15 protein-coding genes, 2 tRNA genes and 3 rRNA genes are annotated in these 19,473 nt (G+C 48.7%); 11 read left to right on the forward strand and 9 right to left on the reverse strand.

Translation table 11 applies throughout. The features are described from left to right. Positions 1-25: 25 nt before the first annotated feature. From RGU72_RS12765 to RGU72_RS12775, 3 genes are all read left to right on the forward strand, one after another. A complete protein-coding gene (locus tag RGU72_RS12765) occupies positions 26-751 on the forward strand; it encodes a glutathione S-transferase family protein (RefSeq protein WP_322120092.1) in 726 nt (241 codons plus the stop codon). Positions 752-858: 107 nt separating this feature from the next. Further along, on the forward strand, positions 859-2,136 hold the full coding sequence (locus tag RGU72_RS12770) for a multifunctional CCA addition/repair protein (RefSeq protein WP_322120093.1): 1,278 nt from the start codon (positions 859-861) through the stop codon (positions 2,134-2,136). Between the two features lie 185 nt (positions 2,137-2,321). Beyond that, positions 2,322-3,005 carry a GNAT family N-acetyltransferase gene (locus RGU72_RS12775; protein WP_322120094.1) on the forward strand — a complete coding sequence of 228 codons (684 nt, stop codon included), beginning with the start codon at positions 2,322-2,324 and terminating at the stop codon, positions 3,003-3,005. A 161-nt stretch (positions 3,006-3,166) separates the two neighbouring features. Here RGU72_RS12775 and rrf read toward each other — a convergent pair. The 7 genes from rrf to RGU72_RS12810 form a co-directional block, all read right to left on the reverse strand. Next, a 5S ribosomal RNA gene (rrf, locus tag RGU72_RS12780) occupies positions 3,167-3,279 on the reverse strand. A gap of 229 nt (positions 3,280-3,508) precedes the next feature. Then, positions 3,509-6,384: ribosomal RNA gene (locus tag RGU72_RS12785) — 23S ribosomal RNA — on the reverse strand. Positions 6,385-6,797: 413 nt separating this feature from the next. Further along, positions 6,798-6,873, reverse strand: a tRNA-Ala gene (locus RGU72_RS12790). 52 nt (positions 6,874-6,925) lie between these two features. Next, a tRNA-Ile gene (locus tag RGU72_RS12795) sits at positions 6,926-7,002 on the reverse strand. 124 nt (positions 7,003-7,126) lie between these two features. Beyond that, positions 7,127-8,655 (reverse strand): 16S ribosomal RNA (locus RGU72_RS12800). Together the 16S, 23S and 5S rRNA genes with 2 tRNA genes alongside form the textbook arrangement of a ribosomal RNA operon. A gap of 559 nt (positions 8,656-9,214) precedes the next feature. Beyond that, positions 9,215-9,991, reverse strand: a complete 777-nt coding sequence (locus RGU72_RS12805; RefSeq protein WP_322120095.1) for an enoyl-CoA hydratase — start codon at positions 9,989-9,991, stop codon at positions 9,215-9,217. Between the two features lie 26 nt (positions 9,992-10,017). After that, complete coding sequence (locus RGU72_RS12810; protein WP_322120096.1) at positions 10,018-11,214, reverse strand: murein transglycosylase A; 1,197 nt, start codon at positions 11,212-11,214, stop codon at positions 10,018-10,020. Between the two features lie 12 nt (positions 11,215-11,226). Between RGU72_RS12810 and RGU72_RS12815 the strand changes: the two genes are divergently transcribed. Beyond that, the gene (locus tag RGU72_RS12815) at positions 11,227-11,397 is read left to right on the forward strand and encodes a hypothetical protein (protein WP_322120097.1); all 171 of its coding nucleotides are present in this window, start codon (positions 11,227-11,229) and stop codon (positions 11,395-11,397) included. A 2-nt stretch (positions 11,398-11,399) separates the two neighbouring features. Here RGU72_RS12815 and apaG read toward each other — a convergent pair whose 3' ends face one another. Next, on the reverse strand, positions 11,400-11,774 hold the full coding sequence (gene apaG, locus RGU72_RS12820; protein ID WP_322120098.1) for a Co2+/Mg2+ efflux protein ApaG: 375 nt from the start codon (positions 11,772-11,774) through the stop codon (positions 11,400-11,402). Positions 11,775-11,953: 179 nt separating this feature from the next. Here apaG and rpe point away from each other — a divergent pair, with 179 nt between their 5' ends. The 6 genes from rpe (at position 11,954) to trpC (ending at position 17,538) form a co-directional block, all read left to right on the forward strand. Continuing rightward, positions 11,954-12,619: a ribulose-phosphate 3-epimerase gene (gene rpe, locus RGU72_RS12825; protein WP_322120099.1), complete on the forward strand. Its 666-nt coding sequence runs from the start codon at positions 11,954-11,956 to the stop codon at positions 12,617-12,619. Between the two features lie 96 nt (positions 12,620-12,715). Then, entirely contained in the window at positions 12,716-13,387 is a 672-nt protein-coding gene (locus tag RGU72_RS12830) for a phosphoglycolate phosphatase (RefSeq protein ID WP_322120100.1), read from the forward strand. A gap of 245 nt (positions 13,388-13,632) precedes the next feature. Beyond that, complete coding sequence (gene trpE, locus RGU72_RS12835; RefSeq protein ID WP_322120101.1) at positions 13,633-15,129, forward strand: anthranilate synthase component I; 1,497 nt, start codon at positions 13,633-13,635, stop codon at positions 15,127-15,129. Then, positions 15,130-15,696 carry an aminodeoxychorismate/anthranilate synthase component II gene (locus tag RGU72_RS12840; RefSeq protein WP_322120102.1) on the forward strand — a complete coding sequence of 189 codons (567 nt, stop codon included), beginning with the start codon at positions 15,130-15,132 and terminating at the stop codon, positions 15,694-15,696. A gap of 1 nt (position 15,697) precedes the next feature. Beyond that, the gene (trpD, locus tag RGU72_RS12845; RefSeq protein WP_322120103.1) at positions 15,698-16,735 is read left to right on the forward strand and encodes an anthranilate phosphoribosyltransferase; all 1,038 of its coding nucleotides are present in this window, start codon (positions 15,698-15,700) and stop codon (positions 16,733-16,735) included. A 2-nt stretch (positions 16,736-16,737) separates the two neighbouring features. Continuing rightward, positions 16,738-17,538: an indole-3-glycerol phosphate synthase TrpC gene (trpC, locus tag RGU72_RS12850; protein WP_322120104.1), complete on the forward strand. Its 801-nt coding sequence runs from the start codon at positions 16,738-16,740 to the stop codon at positions 17,536-17,538. 135 nt (positions 17,539-17,673) lie between these two features. Here the strand turns inward: trpC and RGU72_RS12855 are convergent, their stop codons facing one another. Beyond that, on the reverse strand, positions 17,674-18,177 hold the full coding sequence (locus RGU72_RS12855; protein ID WP_322120105.1) for a hypothetical protein: 504 nt from the start codon (positions 18,175-18,177) through the stop codon (positions 17,674-17,676). 98 nt (positions 18,178-18,275) lie between these two features. Here RGU72_RS12855 and RGU72_RS12860 point away from each other — a divergent pair, with 98 nt between their 5' ends. Continuing rightward, positions 18,276-19,394, forward strand: coding sequence for a transposase (locus tag RGU72_RS12860; protein WP_322117783.1), 1,119 nt, complete (start codon positions 18,276-18,278; stop codon positions 19,392-19,394). The last annotated feature ends 79 nt before the right edge of the window (positions 19,395-19,473 follow it).

Consider the following 19,473-nt stretch of genomic DNA (forward strand, 5'->3'; position numbering starts at 1 on the left):
TTATACCTCACTCTTTGACCAAACTATGCAAGATACTGAACTAGAGACAACACTCGCTGCCATCTTCTCTGGGGATAAAAAAATACCCGTGCAACTAGTCATTGGTAATAAAAATTATTCGTCCTGGTCGATGCGTCCTTGGGTGGCGATGAAAGCATTTGGCATTCCGTTTGAAGAGATTCGTATTTTGCTGGATATGCCGGACACGACTGCGCAAATCTCAGAATACTCACTAGCAGGTCGTGTCCCTGTGTTATTGGCGAAAGATATTACGGTATGGGACTCTCTGGCTATTTGTGAGTTTCTGGCCGAGCAGTTTCCACTTCTGAATTTGTGGCCTGAGGACGTCGCAGCACGAGCAATGGCACGCAGCGTTTGTGCAGAAATGCACTCTGGCTTTAGTGCTTTACGTAAAGAAATGCCGATGAATATTAAAGCGTTTGCGCCAGGCGCGGGACGCACTGCAGGGTCGCAGGCAGATATTGGTCGCATCTCTGAAATTTGGGAAGACTGCCTCGCAAAATACGGCGCGCATGCGTATCTGTTTGGAGATTTTTCGATAGCAGATGCCTACTTTGCGCCGGTAGTGATGCGTTTTAAAACTTACGTAGTATCGCTGGCACCGGCTTTGCAAGCTTATGCAGAACGGATAGAAGCACATCCCGCAGTAGCACAATGGATGCAAGAAGCGCTGACGGAAGCAGAAGAAATTCGTTCTGATGAACCCAAGCCCAACAAGCCTGAAGAGTAAGCAAGTTTAAATAAATTTGCTGAAGCCAGCCGGATAAGTATCAATTATCAAGTACCGGTTAATTTTTCTTAAATTGATTCTGCACTCCTTAAATCTGCAATCATTGTATGAAATCCTATATCGTCGGCGGCGCAGTTAGAGATCGCTTACTAGGCTTGCCAGTGCAAGATCGCGACTATGTTGTGGTAGGTGCTACGCCAGCCGATATGCTGGCGCAAGGCTACACGCCAGTTGGAAAAGATTTTCCTGTTTTTTTACACCCCAAAACCCACGACGAATACGCCCTCGCACGTACCGAGCGCAAGACTGCGCCTGGTTATAAAGGCTTTGTATTCCACACCGATGCCAACGTGACGCTGGACGAGGATTTAATCCGGCGCGACCTGACCATTAATGCCATGGCTCAGGACGAAGCAGGCAATATTATTGACCCCTTTAACGGACAAACCGATTTACAACAACGCATATTCCGGCATGTGTCCGCCGCATTTGCAGAGGACCCGGTACGCATCTTGCGCTTGGCGCGTTTTGCGGCGAGGTTCTCGGTTGATCCGAATGCCTTTAGCGTCGCGCCAGAGACCATGTTGTTGATGCAGCAGATGGTAGCTGCTGGCGAAGTGGATGCCTTAGTACAGGAACGGGTATGGCAAGAACTATCACGTGGTTTGATGGAGGAGCGTCCCTCACGCATGTTTGAAGTGCTGCGCGAATGCGGCGCCTTGGCGCGGATTCTGCCTGAATTAAATGCTCTCTGGGGCGTGCCACAGCTACCCAAACATCATCCAGAAATTGATACCGGTGTGCATGTAATGACGGTAGTTGATTATGCTGCTAGCGAGTCGTACTCCTTACCGGTTCGCTTTGCCGCGCTGATGCATGATTTGGGTAAAGGCACCACGCTACCAGATCAGTGGCCACGTCATTATGGACATGAACAACGCGGTGTTGATCTGGTAGAAGCCGTTTGTCAGAGATTGAAAATACCGACTGATTGTCGCGATCTGGCCATCATGGCAGCACGGGATCACGGTAATATTGGGCGTGCTTTTGAATTACGCCACGACGCTATCATCAGCTTATTAGAACGTAGCGACGCGTTCCGCAAGCCACAACGTTTTCTGGACTTATTAAGCGCGGCAAAATCTGACTGTTTTGGTCGGGCTGATTTGCCTGATATCCGCTTTCCGCAAGCAGAATATCTGGCACAGGCACTGGCGGCAGCACAGCAAGTGCAGTCCGGCGCGATTGCGCAACAAGTCACGGCAAAAAATCTGCCCGGACAATCTCAGCAAATTGCGCTGGCAATACGGCTAGCCAGGGTTGACGCTGTACGTCAGTTTAAAGAGCAATTTCAGGCCAAAAATCCTAACGATATCGCTCACTAATCCCTTTAATAACAATATATCATCTGCTAAGCATAACACCCATTGCGCGATAACAGGCTCTGGCTATGCTGCTTAGCACAGTATAAATACTCTACTGCCTGCGATTTTCTGGAATAAACTTTAATCCTCACCTACAATTAAGCAATTATTGTGCGCCGCACAAATTTGTTTGTAGAAGGACAACCATGAACGCCTCTGATATTTTCCCTGCAAACAAAGAAGGCAATCCTCCGTCGCCTAAACCAGTAGCTAAATCTAGCGTTTTTGTGAAAGAGTTATCCGAGAAAGACAGACGCCGCATATTGCGACACTTTCTTGCGTTAAAAGAGAGCGATCGCCTGCTGAGATTTGGTACCTATTTGCCAGACGAAATGATTACAAAATATGTTCAGGGCATCGATTTTTCACGAGACAAGGTATTTGGCGTTGTCAGCGCACATTTTCGCTTAGTCGGCGTGGGTCATTTGGCTTTTGCACCCCGCGAGAAAGAGGACGAAGTAAGCAACAAAGATAAAGTCGCAGAATTTGGCGTCTCTGTATCTGAAAATGCTCGCGGCAAAAGCGTTGGTGTCAAATTATTTGAACGTGGCGCGATTCATTGCCGCAATGCCGATGTCGACACCTTATACATGCATTGCCTGTCGTCCAACCAGACGATGATTCATATCGCAAAAAAAGCGGGTATGGAAATTCACAGAGAATACGGCGAAGCAGATGCCTATTTAAAACTACTGCCGGCGGATGCATCCAGTATGTTTAAAGAAGCGCTACAAGAACAGGTAGCGTCATTAGATTACACACTCAAGGCCAATACGAGAGCGGCGGTGAAATGGTTGGGGAGTTTACCGAGAAGGAAGAATGAGAGATAGGTACAGCGGCAGCGTAGCCAGTGCGGTGTCATGTGATAAGGAAGGGGTATTGTTTGAATCGTCTAAAAAGACGAAGGCGAAAGCAAAGACAAAAAAAGGCAAAATTCTAAAAAGGCAAAAGCCCTTAACTCGGATGGAGTTAAGGGCTTTGCGGAATAAAAGCCTGACGATGACCTACTTTCACACTGGTTGCAGCACTATCATTGGCGCGGAGTCGTTTCACGGTCCTGTTCGGGATGGGAAGGGGTGGTACCGACTTGCTATGGTCATCAGGCATAACTTGTTGATCTGTTAAGTCACGCTATTCTGTGAGGGTCAACAAATCCAATTGGGAAGAAGCGCAGTAGAGTGTACGGGTTGAATCGCACTAATCAATGTTTTTTTCACAGCACGCCAGACCATGGCATGCTGTGGTGGTTGTGACTGTTGTCGAACAACTTACTGACGTAAGGTTCAGGCAAACACTTCACAAATACTTGTAACAGATAACCTGCTAAGGTTATAGGGACAAGCCTTACGGGCAATTAGTACTGGTTAGCTTAATGCATTACTGCACTTCCACACCCAGCCTATCAACGTCCTGGTCTCGAACGACCCTTTAAAGAGATCTAGTCTCTGGGAAGTCTCATCTTAAGGCGAGTTTCCCGCTTAGATGCTTTCAGCGGTTATCTCTTCCGAACATAGCTACTCGGCAATGCCACTGGCGTGACAACCGATACACCAGAGGTTCGTCCACTCCGGTCCTCTCGTACTAGGAGCAGCCCCCTTCAAACTTCCAACGCCCACGGCAGATAGGGACCAAACTGTCTCACGACGTTTTAAACCCAGCTCACGTACCACTTTAAATGGCGAACAGCCATACCCTTGGGACCGGCTACAGCCCCAGGATGTGATGAGCCGACATCGAGGTGCCAAACTCCCCCGTCGATATGAACTCTTGGGAGGAATCAGCCTGTTATCCCCAGAGTACCTTTTATCCGTTGAGCGATGGCCCTTCCATACAGAACCACCGGATCACTATGTCCTACTTTCGTACCTGCTCGACTTGTCAGTCTCGCAGTTAAGCACGCTTATGCCATTGCACTATCGTCACGATGTCCGACCGTAACTAGCGTACCTTCGAACTCCTCCGTTACACTTTGGGAGGAGACCGCCCCAGTCAAACTGCCTACCATGCACTGTCCCCGACCCGGATAACGGGCCAAGGTTAGAACCTCAAACAAACCAGGGTGGTATTTCAAGGTTGGCTCCACGAGAACTGGCGTCCCCGCTTCAAAGCCTCCCACCTATCCTACACAGATTGGTTCAAAGTCCAATGCAAAGCTACAGTAAAGGTTCATGGGGTCTTTCCGTCTAGCCGCGGGTAGATTGCATCATCACAAACATTTCAACTTCGCTGAGTCTCGGGAGGAGACAGTGTGGCCATCGTTACGCCATTCGTGCAGGTCGGAACTTACCCGACAAGGAATTTCGCTACCTTAGGACCGTTATAGTTACGGCCGCCGTTTACTGGGACTTCAATCAAGAGCTTGCACCCCATCATTTAATCTTCCAGCACCGGGCAGGCGTCACACCCTATACGTCCACTTTCGTGTTTGCAGAGTGCTGTGTTTTTATTAAACAGTCGCAGCCACCAGTTTATTGCAACCCTTTCATCCTTCCCCCGCAGGGGGGTCAAACTACAAGGGCGTACCTTATCCCGAAGTTACGGTACCAATTTGCCGAGTTCCTTCTCCCGAGTTCTCTCAAGCGCCTTAGAATACTCATCTCGCCCACCTGTGTCGGTTTGCGGTACGGTCTCGTATGACTGAAGCTTAGAGGCTTTTCTTGGAACCACTTCCGATCGCTTCATGAATTAATTCACTCGTCTCAACCCCTTGAATTACGCACCCGGATTTGCCTAAGTGCCTTCTACAAGTCAAGAACAGGCTCTTCCAACCGCCTGACGACCTTCTGTGATCCGTCCCCCCATCGCATCATACGACGGTGCAGGAATATTAACCTGCTTCCCATCAGCTACGCATCTCTGCCTCGCCTTAGGGGCCGACTCACCCTGCTCCGATGAACGTTGAACAGGAAACCTTGGGCTTACGGCGTGGAGGCTTTTCACCCCCATTATCGCTACTCATGTCAGCATTCGCACTTCTGATACCTCCAGCATCCTTTACAAGACACCTTCGCAGGCTTACAGAACGCTCTCCTACCATATATCCTAAGATATATCCGCAGCTTCGGTGTATCGCTTAGCCCCGTTACATCTTCCGCGCAGGACGACTCGATCAGTGAGCTATTACGCTTTCTTTAAAGGGTGGCTGCTTCTAAGCCAACCTCCTGACTGTTTTAGCCTTCCCACTTCGTTTTCCACTTAGCGATACTTTGGGACCTTAGCTGGCGGTCTGGGTTGTTTCCCTCTTGACGCCGGACGTTAGCACCCGACGTCTGTCTCCCAAGCTCGCACTCATCGGTATTCGGAGTTTGCAATGGGTTGGTAAGTCGCGATGACCCCCTAGCCATAACAGTGCTCTACCCCCGATGGTGATACTTGAGGCACTACCTAAATAGTTTTCGGAGAGAACCAGCTATTTCCAAGTTTGTTTAGCCTTTCACCCCTACCCACAGCTCATCCCCTAATTTTTCAACATTAGTGGGTTCGGTCCTCCAGTGCGTGTTACCGCACCTTCAACCTGGCCATGAGTAGATCACTTGGTTTCGGGTCTACACCCAGCGACTAATTTCGCCCTATTCGGACTCGATTTCTCTACGGCTTCCCTATGCGGTTAACCTTGCCACTGAATGTAAGTCGCTGACCCATTATACAAAAGGTACGCAGTCACGGAACAAGTCCGCTCCTACTGTTTGTATGCACACGGTTTCAGGATCTATTTCACTCCCCTTCCGGGGTTCTTTTCGCCTTTCCCTCACGGTACTGGTTCACTATCGGTCGATATCGAGTATTTAGCCTTGGAGGATGGTCCCCCCATGTTCAGACAGGATTTCTCGTGTCCCGCCCTACTTGTTGCAAGCCTAGTACCACAGATATGATTTCGTATAAGGGGCTATCACCCTCTATGGCCGGACTTTCCATTCCGTTCTACTATCAAGTCTGCTATCACTTGCGGCTGTTCCCATTTCGCTCGCCACTACTTTGGGAATCTCGGTTGATTTCTTTTCCTGTAGCTACTTAGATGTTTCAGTTCGCCACGTTCGCTTTGCAACACTATGTATTCATGTTGCAATGACCTTACGGCCGGGTTTCCCCATTCGGAAATCTGCGGATCAAAGCGTGTTTGCTCGCTCCCCGCAGCTTATCGCAAGCTACTACGTCCTTCATCGCCTGATATCGCCAAGGCATCCACCATGTGCACTTAGTCACTTGTCCCTATAACGTTAGCTTCTAGTGTCTGTGTTCATTACTGAACCCAGGTTCATCACTAAAAACCGGTTATAGTTCTTATTACTTATGAGTATTTCTTTAGCGTTTGCCGTATCTCAAGGAATTTGATTTTTTCTAAAACTCTGCTTTGCAGCAGTGCTTTTCAAACTCTTTGTAATACTATGTTTGTTCGATACAATCACAACCCTTCCATAATTTCCATTAACAACTGTCGTTGCTAACTTCTCTTTACAGAAATAATTTTGATTATTTCTACTTTACTTCTTCTCAATTGTTAAAGAACGGTAATACTGTCTTGCTTAATCTCTGTTGAAAGATCAAACCTAAATCGCTTGCCGCTATCGCTGTTGAGCGCGCTGCTTGACTTAGGTTTGTACTTTGCTTCAATGTTTCAATCTTGGTGGAGGTTAACGGGATCGAACCGTTCACCCCCTGCTTGCAAAGCAGGTGCTCTACCAGATGAGCTAAACCCCCGAAACTTGGATGTCTTCCTGCACTCACTTGCCTGCAACCTGCTCCACCAGTTTGGTGGGTCTGGTTGGGCTCGAACCAACGACCCCCGCGTTATCAACACGGTGCTCTAACCAACTGAGCTACAGACCCAGGTGCTTGCTCGATTCTCACGTGAGTGAGTTATACAGCTTGTCGCCAGTTTCCTGGCAACTTACCTTGTTCTTTACAGTAACAGTCAATAAGTGTGGACACTTAACTTTCAGCACAACTCTAGAAAGGAGGTGATCCAGCCGCACCTTCCGATACGGCTACCTTGTTACGACTTCACCCCAGTCACGAACCCTGCCGTGGTAATCGCCCTCCTTGCGGTTAAGCTAACTACTTCTGGCAGAACCCGCTCCCATGGTGTGACGGGCGGTGTGTACAAGACCCGGGAACGTATTCACCGCGACATGCTGATCCGCGATTACTAGCGATTCCAACTTCATGTAGTCGAGTTGCAGACTACAATCCGGACTACGATACACTTTCTGGGATTAGCTCCCCCTCGCGGGTTGGCGGCCCTCTGTATGTACCATTGTATGACGTGTGAAGCCCTACCCATAAGGGCCATGAGGACTTGACGTCATCCCCACCTTCCTCCGGTTTGTCACCGGCAGTCTCATTAGAGTGCCCTTTCGTAGCAACTAATGACAAGGGTTGCGCTCGTTGCGGGACTTAACCCAACATCTCACGACACGAGCTGACGACAGCCATGCAGCACCTGTGTAAAGGTTCTCTTTCGAGCACTCCCAAATCTCTTCGGGATTCCTTCCATGTCAAGGGTAGGTAAGGTTTTTCGCGTTGCATCGAATTAATCCACATCATCCACCGCTTGTGCGGGTCCCCGTCAATTCCTTTGAGTTTTAATCTTGCGACCGTACTCCCCAGGCGGTCTACTTCACGCGTTAGCTGCGTTACCAAGACAATTAAGTCCCGACAACTAGTAGACATCGTTTAGGGCGTGGACTACCAGGGTATCTAATCCTGTTTGCTCCCCACGCTTTCGTGCATGAGCGTCAGTGTTATCCCAGGGGGCTGCCTTCGCCATCGGTATTCCTCCACATATCTACGCATTTCACTGCTACACGTGGAATTCTACCCCCCTCTGACACACTCTAGCCATACAGTCTCAAATGCAGTTCCCAGGTTGAGCCCGGGGATTTCACATCTGACTTATATAACCGCCTGCGCACGCTTTACGCCCAGTAATTCCGATTAACGCTTGCACCCTACGTATTACCGCGGCTGCTGGCACGTAGTTAGCCGGTGCTTATTCTTCAGGTACCGTCATTAGTAGTCCGTATTAGGAACTACCGTTTCTTCCCTGACAAAAGAGCTTTACAACCCGAAGGCCTTCTTCACTCACGCGGCATTGCTGGATCAGGCTTGCGCCCATTGTCCAAAATTCCCCACTGCTGCCTCCCGTAGGAGTCTGGACCGTGTCTCAGTTCCAGTGTGGCTGGTCGTCCTCTCAGACCAGCTACTGATCGTCGCCTTGGTAGGCTTTTACCCTACCAACTAGCTAATCAGATATCGGCCACTCCATGAGCATGAGGTCTTGCGATCCCCCACTTTCAACCTGAGTTCGTATGCGGTATTAGCGTAACTTTCGCTACGTTATCCCCCACTCTAGGGTATGTTCCGATATATTACTCACCCGTTCGCCACTCGTCGCCAGGTTGCCCCGCGTTACCGTTCGACTTGCATGTGTAAGGCATGCCGCCAGCGTTCAATCTGAGCCAGGATCAAACTCTTCAGTTTAATCTCTGTTTTTGTTCATTGCTGAACTCTGTTCTTTCGAACAGTGTCGCTCACTCAAATAACTGACAGGCTATCTCTTGCGAGATATCCTATTTATTACTTTTGCGAACATTTGATATTTTTTAAGTATCATGATCTAATAAATTAAATCACGGTGCCTTCTATCAAGTGCCCACATTTATTGACTGTTAATTGTTAAAGATCTGTATTCTGTGTCGCTTTAAAAAGACTAGGATTCTTGCGAATCAACCACTCTTTTCTCTCTACTTTCTGACAAAGCGTTTTGTTTGTCAGCAGCAAAGAAGCGAGATTATGAACCACTTACCGCTTTCCGTCAATACCTATTTTGAAGCTTCCTTTTAAATCCCATCCGGTTTCTTCTACCTGATCTTGTTCAATTCTCTGCCTTCAAACTACCGTACTCACTTCTCGTGTTTCACTGTCTTTCTACCTCTATTTCCCCGCCTCTCGACGGGAGCCGAACTATAGCAAACTACACCTCCCTTTGGCAAGCGCTTTCCATTCATATTTTATAAATCGTTTGAATTAATAGAATAGCTTACTGATTCTTAAAGTTGGCTGGACGCTTTTCTATAAAAGCTTTCATTCCTTCTTTCTGGTCCTCCGTACCGAAGCTACTATGAAACAAACGGCGCTCATATTGCACACCTTCTGCCAGCGTTGTTTCATAAGCGCGATTGACGGAATCCTTTACCATCATCACGATCGGCAAAGACATTGAGGCGATCACAGTTGCCGCTGCTAATGCCTCCTCTAGCAATTTATCCAACGGCACAACTCGAGAGACCAAGCCCGCACGTTCCGCTTCAGCCGCATCCATCATCCGCGCAGTCAAGCACATGTCCATCGCTTTAGATTTGGAAATCGCCCGTGGCAGTCTCTGGGTTCCACCAGCTCCAGGCAAAGTCCCCAACTTAATTTCCGGCTGACCGAATTTGGCATTTTCTGCAGCGATAATAAAATCGCACATCATTGCTAACTCACAGCCACCGCCCAAGGCATAACCTGCTACGGCAGCAATCACCGGTTTGCGAATTTGACGTATTTGCTCCCAATTGCGCGTAATGTAATCGTTCTTATAAGCATCCATATAAGAGTAATTCGCCATCGCACCGATATCAGCACCCGCAGCGAACGCTTTCTCACTACCAGTAATGACGATACAACCGATGGTCTCGTCTTTATCAAACGCTTTTAAAGCAAAGCCCAACTCATCCATTAATTGGTCATTTAAAGCATTCAGTGCCTTGGGCCGATTTAAAGTAATGACACCGACTTTATCCTTGGTCTCAACGATGATATTTTGGTATTCCATATAATCTCCTGATTTATTTAAAAAAATTAGTTCACTGACTTAGGCAATAGCAACCACAGCATACCGCGCTGCTTCATGCGACCGGCTAGCTCACCTGCCTCGTTACCAAAACCCCAAAAAAAATCTGCCCGCACAGCGCCACGAATCGCACCGCCAGTATCTTGTGCCATCACTAGCTTCTGAAGAATCTTGCTGCTATTCGGCTGAGTCGTGGATAAGAATACCGGTGCGCCAAGCGGTAAAAATTGCGCATCGACCGCAATAGATCGCCGCCCAATCAAAGGAACACCTAAAGCACCTTTAGGTCCGATACTAGGATCAGCAATTTTTTCCTCTTTGAAAAACACCACGCTCGGATTGGCGTTCAACAATTCATCTTGTCGAGCCGGATTTTTTATTAACCATTCTTTAATCCCTTGGGCTGAAGCCTGCTCTAACTTTAGTTCACCCTTATCGACTAAATAACGCCCTATCGACTTATAAGGGTAGCCATTCTGGTCGGCATAAGCGAGGCGAATAGTCTCGTTGTTATCCTCTAAAACTACTCTACCAGAACCTTGGATTTGCAAAAAGAAGGCGTCAATTGCATCGTCAACCCAAACCAATTCTTTGCCAGTCAACGCCGGTAGGCTGTCAGCACGGGACGCATAAGGCACCACTTTGCTCCCGACCAAGCGCCCACGCAGACGCATATTTTTAAGCTCTGGGTATACGCTAGACAAATCTATCGTCAGCAAGTCCGGCGGAGTACGATATAACGGGGTTTGATAGACGCCGCCACGTTTTCGAGAACCACGCAATAAAGGTTCGTAATACCCCGTCACTAGACCTTCATTCGTACCATCTGGATTAAACACTTGATGCGGCGTGAAAAATGCTTCGAAGAATACCCGTACAGCACCGTTATCTTTTCCATCAACATCTTTAGCGATCGTGCAAGGCTCTTTCCATTCCGGTTTATGGCGTAACGCTGAACATGAACTTAAAAAAGCTGGCCAGGCTTCGGCCAGATTGTCTTGCTGCCACCCCGGCACATCATTAAAACTGACTGGCTTAAATAAGTCGCTAGGCTTGGTCGCAATAGGCGGGATAACAACGGTAGTAGCGCTACCGGGTGGTGTAGTCACCGCCGGTACAGGTACTTTTTTGATCGGTGTCGAGTTGCACGCTGCCAGCAGTACAGCGACAGCGGTCAGGGGTAGAATGGCGGAAAGTTTGAACATGAGGAAAACAAAATGTGGTTATTAGGATTAGAAGCTTGTCTGGCGATGTGTTTATTAATTTTTATTGTGTGGTGGACGATGTTCCAAGGGCAAAGACCTCGTGTACCGCCGACTAAGGTCGAACAAAAATCAGAGCTAGAACCAGAATCAATAACGGCATCAGAGCCAGAATCAAAAAAATAAAGTCAATGCAAGGTGCGTGGCAAAGATAAGACAAATTCAGGAATCGCTACCTCGAATTGATGCGCATCTTCTGCTACGCAAAAATAACTCCCCTTCATACTCCCCTGCGGCGTCTTTAACTGACTGCCGCTACTGTATTCAAAACTTTGTCCCGGCTGCAAAAATGGTTGATGGCCAACAACGCCTAGCCCTTTCACCTCTTCAATATAATCATTGGCATCGGTAATAATCCAATGGCGCGCGATCACTTGCGCTGCCACGGTACCAATATTTTTGATCGTCAGCTTATAAGCAAAGACAAAACTGTTGTGATCGGGATTCGATTGCTCAGCAACATATTCTGTGACGACGGAAACACTCATTTCGTAAGCGGACATAGTTTTCTTTAAATAATTTTCGATTGGTTGATTTTCAGGCGATCAGCTTACACGTTCTCATCAGTTTTCATCCGGCTGGTCTAATAAACCTGACGCAAGTTCGCATCTTACAAAATCGCGAGAGCCATCAGAGTAAAATAGCGCATCCCAACTGCATGCTTATTGATGACACTCACGCCATGACTATTTATCGTATCGCCCCCAGCATCCTCTCAGCCGATTTTGCCCGTTTGGGTGAAGAAGTCCGTAATGTTGTCGCCGCTGGCGCCGACATGATTCATTTTGACGTTATGGACAATCATTATGTGCCAAATCTCACGATAGGGCCTTTAGTCTGCGAAGCAATTCGCCCTCATGTGCAAGTACCAATTGATGTGCACCTGATGGTAAAACCTGTTGACCGCATTATTCCTGATTTTGCCAAAGCGGGTGCAAATCTGATCAGCTTTCATCCTGAAGGTTCAGAACATATCGACCGCAGCCTGCAATTAATCCGTGATTGTGGCTGTAAAGCAGGTTTGGTCTTTAATCCCGCCACACCCTTGCAAGTCTTAGAAAATGTCATGGACAAGCTGGATCTGATTTTGTTGATGTCCGTCAACCCCGGCTTTGGCGGCCAGTCTTTTATTCCACACACATTGAAAAAGATCGCTGCCGTCAGAAGGCTGATTGATGAATCGGGCCGCAATATTTTGTTGCAAGTAGATGGTGGCGTCAAAATCGACAATATCGCCGAAATCGCCAGAGCGGGAGCCGACACCTTCGTTGCGGGCTCTGCAATTTTCGGCAAACCCGATTACACCGCAGTCATCAATGCCATGCGCGCCGAATTGGCGACTGTGTAAATATTTATAAAACATAGTGTCCAATCATTCTGCGGCTCCCAGACCAATATCGGGCTGGAAGCCCCAGAATTATTGGACGTCTTATTTCATTATTTTATGCTGAAAAATATCAAAGCCGTCATCATCGATCTCGATGGCACCATGATCGATACCGCGCCAGATTTTCTGCTTGCGATTAACCGGATGCGCGCCGAACTATCGCTATCGCCTTTAGACATCACCACCATTACCAATTTTGTCGGAAAAGGATCGGAGAATCTGATCCATAGAGTGCTGGCGGTCGACTTTGATCAGGAGAAAATCGCCACTCATTTTGACGCAGCAATGGCTGCTTATCAGCGCCATTATCTTGCCATTAACGGCGACTACAGCAAGCTCTATCCCAACGTAATTGAAGGATTAGAAGCCATGCGCAGCCTTGGATTACGCATGGCTTGCGTCACTAATAAACCCGTCAACTTCACCACGCCGCTGCTATTAAAGAAAGGTTTAGCCAGCTATTTTGAGATCGTCTATGGCGGCGACTCTTTCCCGCGCAAAAAACCCGATCCGATGGCGCTGCTACAAGTGTGTGCTGATTTTGATTTACCGCCTGCGCAAGTTCTGGCTATTGGCGACTCCTCAAACGACGCCCAGGCCGCTCGTGCAGCAGGTTGCCCGGTGTTGCATGTACCCTACGGCTACAACCATGGCGAAGCTATACAAAATATTGACACTGATGGTATAGTCCAAAACTTATTGGAAGCAGCTAAGCTAATTTCTACATAAGATTCAGTAAAGATTCGCCCCAAATTCAACTAACGTTCAACCACCTAAGAATGTTCCTTACTATAAAACGTTTCGCAATCACACTAGGCTCGTTTGAGGCCTGGCTATGGCGACGCTGGCAATCTACCTGATTCCGCGCAGGCGTCTGCTCGCCCTATCCTTGAGCATGTGCCTAAAACCGTTTTTTTCATCTAGTCTTATCCGCCTTCATCCTCGAATTGCATAGAGGCGGCTGAAAGCACATCATGACCGAACTCGAATTTAAATCGTTGGCCGCGCAAGGCTACAACCGTATTCCTATGATCGCGGAAGCATTTGCGGATCTGGAAACGCCCTTAACGCTATACCTGAAACTGGCACAAACCCAGAACACAGGTAAGAACACCTTCCTGCTGGAATCAGTGATGGGAGGTGAACGCTTTGGACGTTATTCCTTCATCGGTCTGCCGGCCAACACCTTGATGCGTAGCTACGGCAACCGCAGCGAAGTCGTCAAAGACGGTAAAGTAATCGAAACCGTAGAGGGAAATCCGCTCGAATTCATCGCCGAATTCCAATCCCGCTTCAAGGTCGCACTGCGCCCCGGTTTGCCTCGCTTCTGCGGCGGTCTGGCAGGCTATTTTGGCTACGACGCTGTCCGCTATGTCGAAAAGCGCTTACAACACAGCACCCCAAAAGATGATCTTGGCTTACCTGATATTCAATTATTGGTGACTGAAAAGCTCGCCGTCATCGACAATCTCTCTGGCAAATTATATTTGATCGTCTATGCCGACCCGACTCAACCCGAAGCCTGGTCCAAAGCCCGACAGCGTCTGCGCGATTTACGCGCGATGTTGCGCCGTAGTGTTGATGCTCCCGTCACATCCGCATCGGTCCGAACAGAATCGATACGTGATTTTGCCAAAGCTGATTACCTCAAAGCCGTCGAAAAAGCCAAAGAATACGTCATGGCTGGCGATCTGATGCAAGTACAAATCGGTCAACGCATCCGCAAGCCTTATGTCGATTCGCCGCTGTCACTGTATCGCGCATTGCGCTCGCTGAATCCATCGCCGTACATGTATTTCTACAATTTTGGCGATATGCAAATCATCGGTGCGTCACCAGAAATCTTAGTACGTAACGAACAACTCAGTGACAGCAATAAAAAAGTCACAATACGCCCGCTGGCAGGTACACGACCACGCGGAAATACGCCGGAGCTTGACGCACAACTCGCCAAAGAGTTACTAGCAGATCCGAAAGAAATCGCCGAGCACGTCATGCTAATCGACCTCGCACGCAACGACGTGGGCCGCATCGCCAAAACCGGCAGCGTCAAAGTGACCGATCAGATGGTGATCGAAAAATACTCCCACGTACAGCACATCGTCTCGAATGTCGAAGGCATTCTGCAAGATGGCTTATCCAATCTTGATGTGCTAAAAGCGACCTTTCCTGCCGGCACTTTATCTGGTGCGCCCAAGGTCAGAGCCATGGAACTCATCGATCAGCTAGAGCCTACCAAGCGTGGCATTTACGGTGGTGCTTGTGGCTATTTATCCTTCGGCGGCGAAATGGATTTGGCCATTGCTATACGTACTGGTGTTTTAAAGGATGGCATGCTGCATGTGCAGGCGGCTGCGGGGATCGTCGCCGACTCCGTGCCAGAAATGGAATGGCAAGAAACCGAAAATAAAGCACGCGCTGTTTTACGCGCGGCAGAACAAGTGCAAGATGGCCTAGACGGGGAGATATAAATGTTACTCATGATCGACAACTACGATTCCTTCACCTACAACCTGGTGCAATATTTTGCCGAGTTGGGCGAAGAGGTCCGCACCTATCGCAATGATGAAATCACGCTAGATGAAATCACCGCGATGAAACCCGATCGTATCTGTATTTCTCCCGGCCCTTGCACACCGCATGAGGCTGGCATCTCGGTGCCTTTGATCGAACGCTTTTCCGGTCAACTTCCGATCCTTGGGGTGTGCCTTGGGCATCAAAGTATAGGTGCCGCTTTTGGAGGCAAGATCATCCGCGCTAAACAAGTGATGCATGGTAAAACCTCTCCGATTGCACATACTGGTGTTGGTGTGTTCAGCGACTTGCCTAGTCCTTACACCATCACGCGCTATCACTCACTGGCAATTGAGCGTTCAAGCTTACCCGCTTGTCTGGAAGTCACCGCTTGGACCGGGGACGGCGAAATCATGGGTGTGCGCCATAAGGAATTTGATTTACAGGGTGTGCAATTCCATCCTGAATCGATCTTGTCTGAGCATGGTTACGCGCTGTTGAAAAACTTTTTGATCGGAAAATAAGATGACCATCTCCCAACAAGAAGCGTTGACCCGGCTGATCGAACACCGTGAAATTTTTCACGACGAAATGCTGTATCTGTTCCGCAAAATCATGGGTGGCGAAATGTCTCCTGTGATGATCACCGCACTGACCATGGGTCTGCGGGTGAAAAAAGAAAGCATAGGAGAAATCACCGCAGCAGCGCAGGTTATGCGTGAGTTCTCGACCAAAGTCCCGCTGGCAAATACCACGAACATGATCGACATCGTCGGTACAGGTGGGGACGGCGCTCACACTTTTAACATCTCTACCGCATCGATGTTTGTGACTGCCGCAGCGGGTGCGCGTGTCGCCAAACATGGTGGTCGCAGCGTATCGTCATCCTCCGGTAGTGCAGACGTATTGGAATCTCTGGGCGTAAATATCAATTTGAAGCCAGAACAAATTGCTCAATCCATCGCACAGACTGGTATCGGCTTTATGTTCGCACCGAATCATCATGCCGCGATGAAGCATGCCGCTCCCGTACGTAAAGAACTTGGCGTGCGAACGATATTTAATATTCTTGGACCACTGACTAATCCGGCTGGCGCACCCAATATTTTGATGGGCGTATTCCATCCCGATCTGGTCGGTATTCAAGTCCGCGTATTACAACGTCTCGGTGCACAACATGCGCTGGTGGTGTGGGGACGCGACAATATGGATGAAGTTTCGCTCGGCGCCCCCACTATGGTTGGCGAACTGGTGAATGGCGAAATCCGCGAATACGATATTCATCCAGAAGATTTTGGTCTGAACATGGTCTCCAATCGTCAGCTCAGAGTATCTGGTGCGGAAGAATCTAAAGCTAAAATTATGGAAGTCATGCACAACGTACCTGGGGCTGCGACTGATATCGTGAGTTTGAATGCCGGTGCCGCACTGTACGGCGCGGGCATCGCCGACTCCATCGCCGATGGCGTCAAAAAAGCACAGGCAGCTATCGCCTCCGGCGCCGCTCTCGCCAAGCTAGAGCAATTGGTGCAGGTCACACAGCAACTAGGTAAAGGGACGTAATCGTGTCAGATATTCTGAATAAAATTCTGGCAGTCAAAGTCGATGAAGTAGCTGCTGCTAAAAAATACCAATCGTATGCCAGCCTGCGTGGCGAAGTCGAAAGCGATACCGAAGCACGTGCAACGTTGCGCGGATTTGAAGCCAGTTTGCGGAATAAAATCAGCGCTGGTCAGGCAGGTGTGATTGCTGAAATCAAAAAAGCTTCACCGTCCAAAGGCATACTTCGCGCCGACTTTAAACCTGCTGATATCGCGCTCAGTTACGCAGACCACGGTGCAGCTTGCTTGTCTGTGTTGACTGATGAACAGTTCTTCCAGGGGGCGCCCGATTATTTAAAACAAGCGCGGGCGGCTTGCAGCATTCCCGCTCTGCGCAAAGACTTCCTGATTGATCCTTATCAGGTCTATCAAGCTCGCAGTTGGGGCGCGGACTGTATTCTATTGATTGTATCGGCACTCGATCACGGCCTGATGGCAGAACTCGAAGCCTGCGCGCATGAGCTAGGCATGGATGTACTGGTAGAAGTGCATGACGGTGAAGAACTCGACGCCGCATTAAAACTAAACACTAATTTATTAGGGATCAACAACCGTAACTTGCGCACCTTTGATGTGACGTTGGATACGACGATCGGTTTATTGCCACGCATCTCGTCAGACAAATTAGTCATCACCGAATCGGGCATCATGAGCAGCGCCGACGTCAAACGCATGCGTGATGCCAACGTCCACGGCTTCTTGGTCGGAGAGGCATTTATGCGGGCAGAAAATCCGGGACTGGAATTGCAGAAGTTGTTCTTCTAAAGTATGTAATTTGATTGTCCAATGATAATGCGGCTTCTGGCGTGTGTTTGGCCTGCGAGGCGCATAATCATTGGAGGGCTCATTTAAGAAAAGAGCTTCTAAAAAATGGCGTTAGTTCTCCGCTACTTACCTCATTTACCACTTACAGCCTTTACCACTAACCGCACTCACCGCTAAAGGAATCGCCGTTAGCAAGCCAACAAACCTAACATTACCTAAGGCTTGACCATCTGGGTGCGCCACCATGCAGTCTTCGAGGTGAGCATCATTAATGTCGGCTGCCAATTTCGACTCCAGCGTCATTGTTTGTTGAGTCATCGGTATTTGCGCTATGACATTATAATTGCGCTTCTTTTCACTTCGCTGAAAATTACTGCGTACAGCTTCCAAATCCAAGCCAGGTACTATCGCGGGGTGAGCATCCTCCAGAGAGAACTTCTCCATCACTTGTTGATCTAAGCCGCTTGTTATTGAGGACGTTTTACTATTTTTTTGTACAAAATAAACTTTATTGATTGACGCTGCTGTCGCTGTTAATGTTATTTTCTCAGCCAATCGTTCTGCTACTGGCCCTGGCATCACTACTTTGACCTGAGCCGGATTAATCAAATCAATAGAGGTTCTTGCAAAACGAAACACCGGAGAGTAATTTTATTGCGAGAAGCGCAAAATAGATGAGAAAGGAGCGGCCATTTCTGGCAAGATGAAAGTGACTAAACAACCATCTGCGCTCCGCTATGAATCCTACACAACGCCTGCTGATAATGCAACGCTGGAATTTACTGCAACACGATTTGCTACCGGAGATAAAACAGCAATGCGGGTCACTGACGCCGAAGCTGGAAAAATTGATTCATGTACTAGACTGGGTGCGCATCGAAGAATTTGTGTCGGACCAATGGCAAGGGATAGGACGCAAACCGCATGACCGTGGTGCATTGGCCAGCGCCTTCATCGCCAAAGCTGTGTTGGGGCTCAATACAACAGCGGCCTTAATAGAACGATTGACGATGGATCGCAGTTTAAAACGGCTGTGCGGCTTTGAGATGTGGAAAGAAGTTCCGAATGAAGCCACTTTTTCGCGCGCCTTTGGCGAATTTGCCCAAGCCAAATTAGCGGAGAAAGTGCACGAAGCGCTGATCAAGAGTTATTTAGGCGACAGCCTCATTGGACACATCAGCCGTGACGGCACGGCGATTGCGGCGCGCGAGAAGCCGAAGAAACACATGAAAGTTGTTTCCGTAGAAAAGGCCCAAAAGCAGCGCCGTGGACGGCCAAAGAAAGGCGAGATAAGGCCGCCAAAGGAAGAGAAAGTGACCAAGATAGGCTGGCAGTTGACGCAAACTTTACCGAGCATCGTCAATGCTTTACCCAAAGAGTGTGACCGCGGCACTAAATGCAATGCGCAAGGTTATAAAGTGAGTTGGAACGGCTACAAGCTGCATATCGACACCGCTGACTGCGGCGTTGCCATCAGTGCGCTATTGACCAGCGCCTCGGTGCACGATAGTCAAACGGCGGTGCCGTTAGCAACGATGACGGCCGCACGAGTAACGAATTTGTACGATTTGATGGATGCAGCGTATTGCAGTGAAGAGTTAAGGGCACACAGCAAAAGTCTTGGCCACGTGCCATTAATTGATCACAACGCACGCGGCGGGGAGAAGAAACCGTTCGCCCCGCATGAACAACAGCGTTATAAAGAACGCACGCAAGCTGAACGTACCAATGGCAGGCTGAAAGACGAATTTGGTGGCACGACAGTACGGGTGCGTGGTAGCGAAAAAGTGATGTCGCATTTGATGTTTGGTTTATTGGTATTGACCGCAGATCAGTTGATGCGTTTATTTACGTAACAGCTTTGCTTTTAAAGAGTCGAAAAAAACAACGTTTCCCAACGTTCATAGGGGCAGTGATGGTCACATAGGGATTGAC

This window comes from Undibacterium sp. 5I1 (genome assembly GCF_034314085.1).
Lineage (GTDB): Bacteria > Pseudomonadota > Gammaproteobacteria > Burkholderiales > Burkholderiaceae_D > Undibacterium.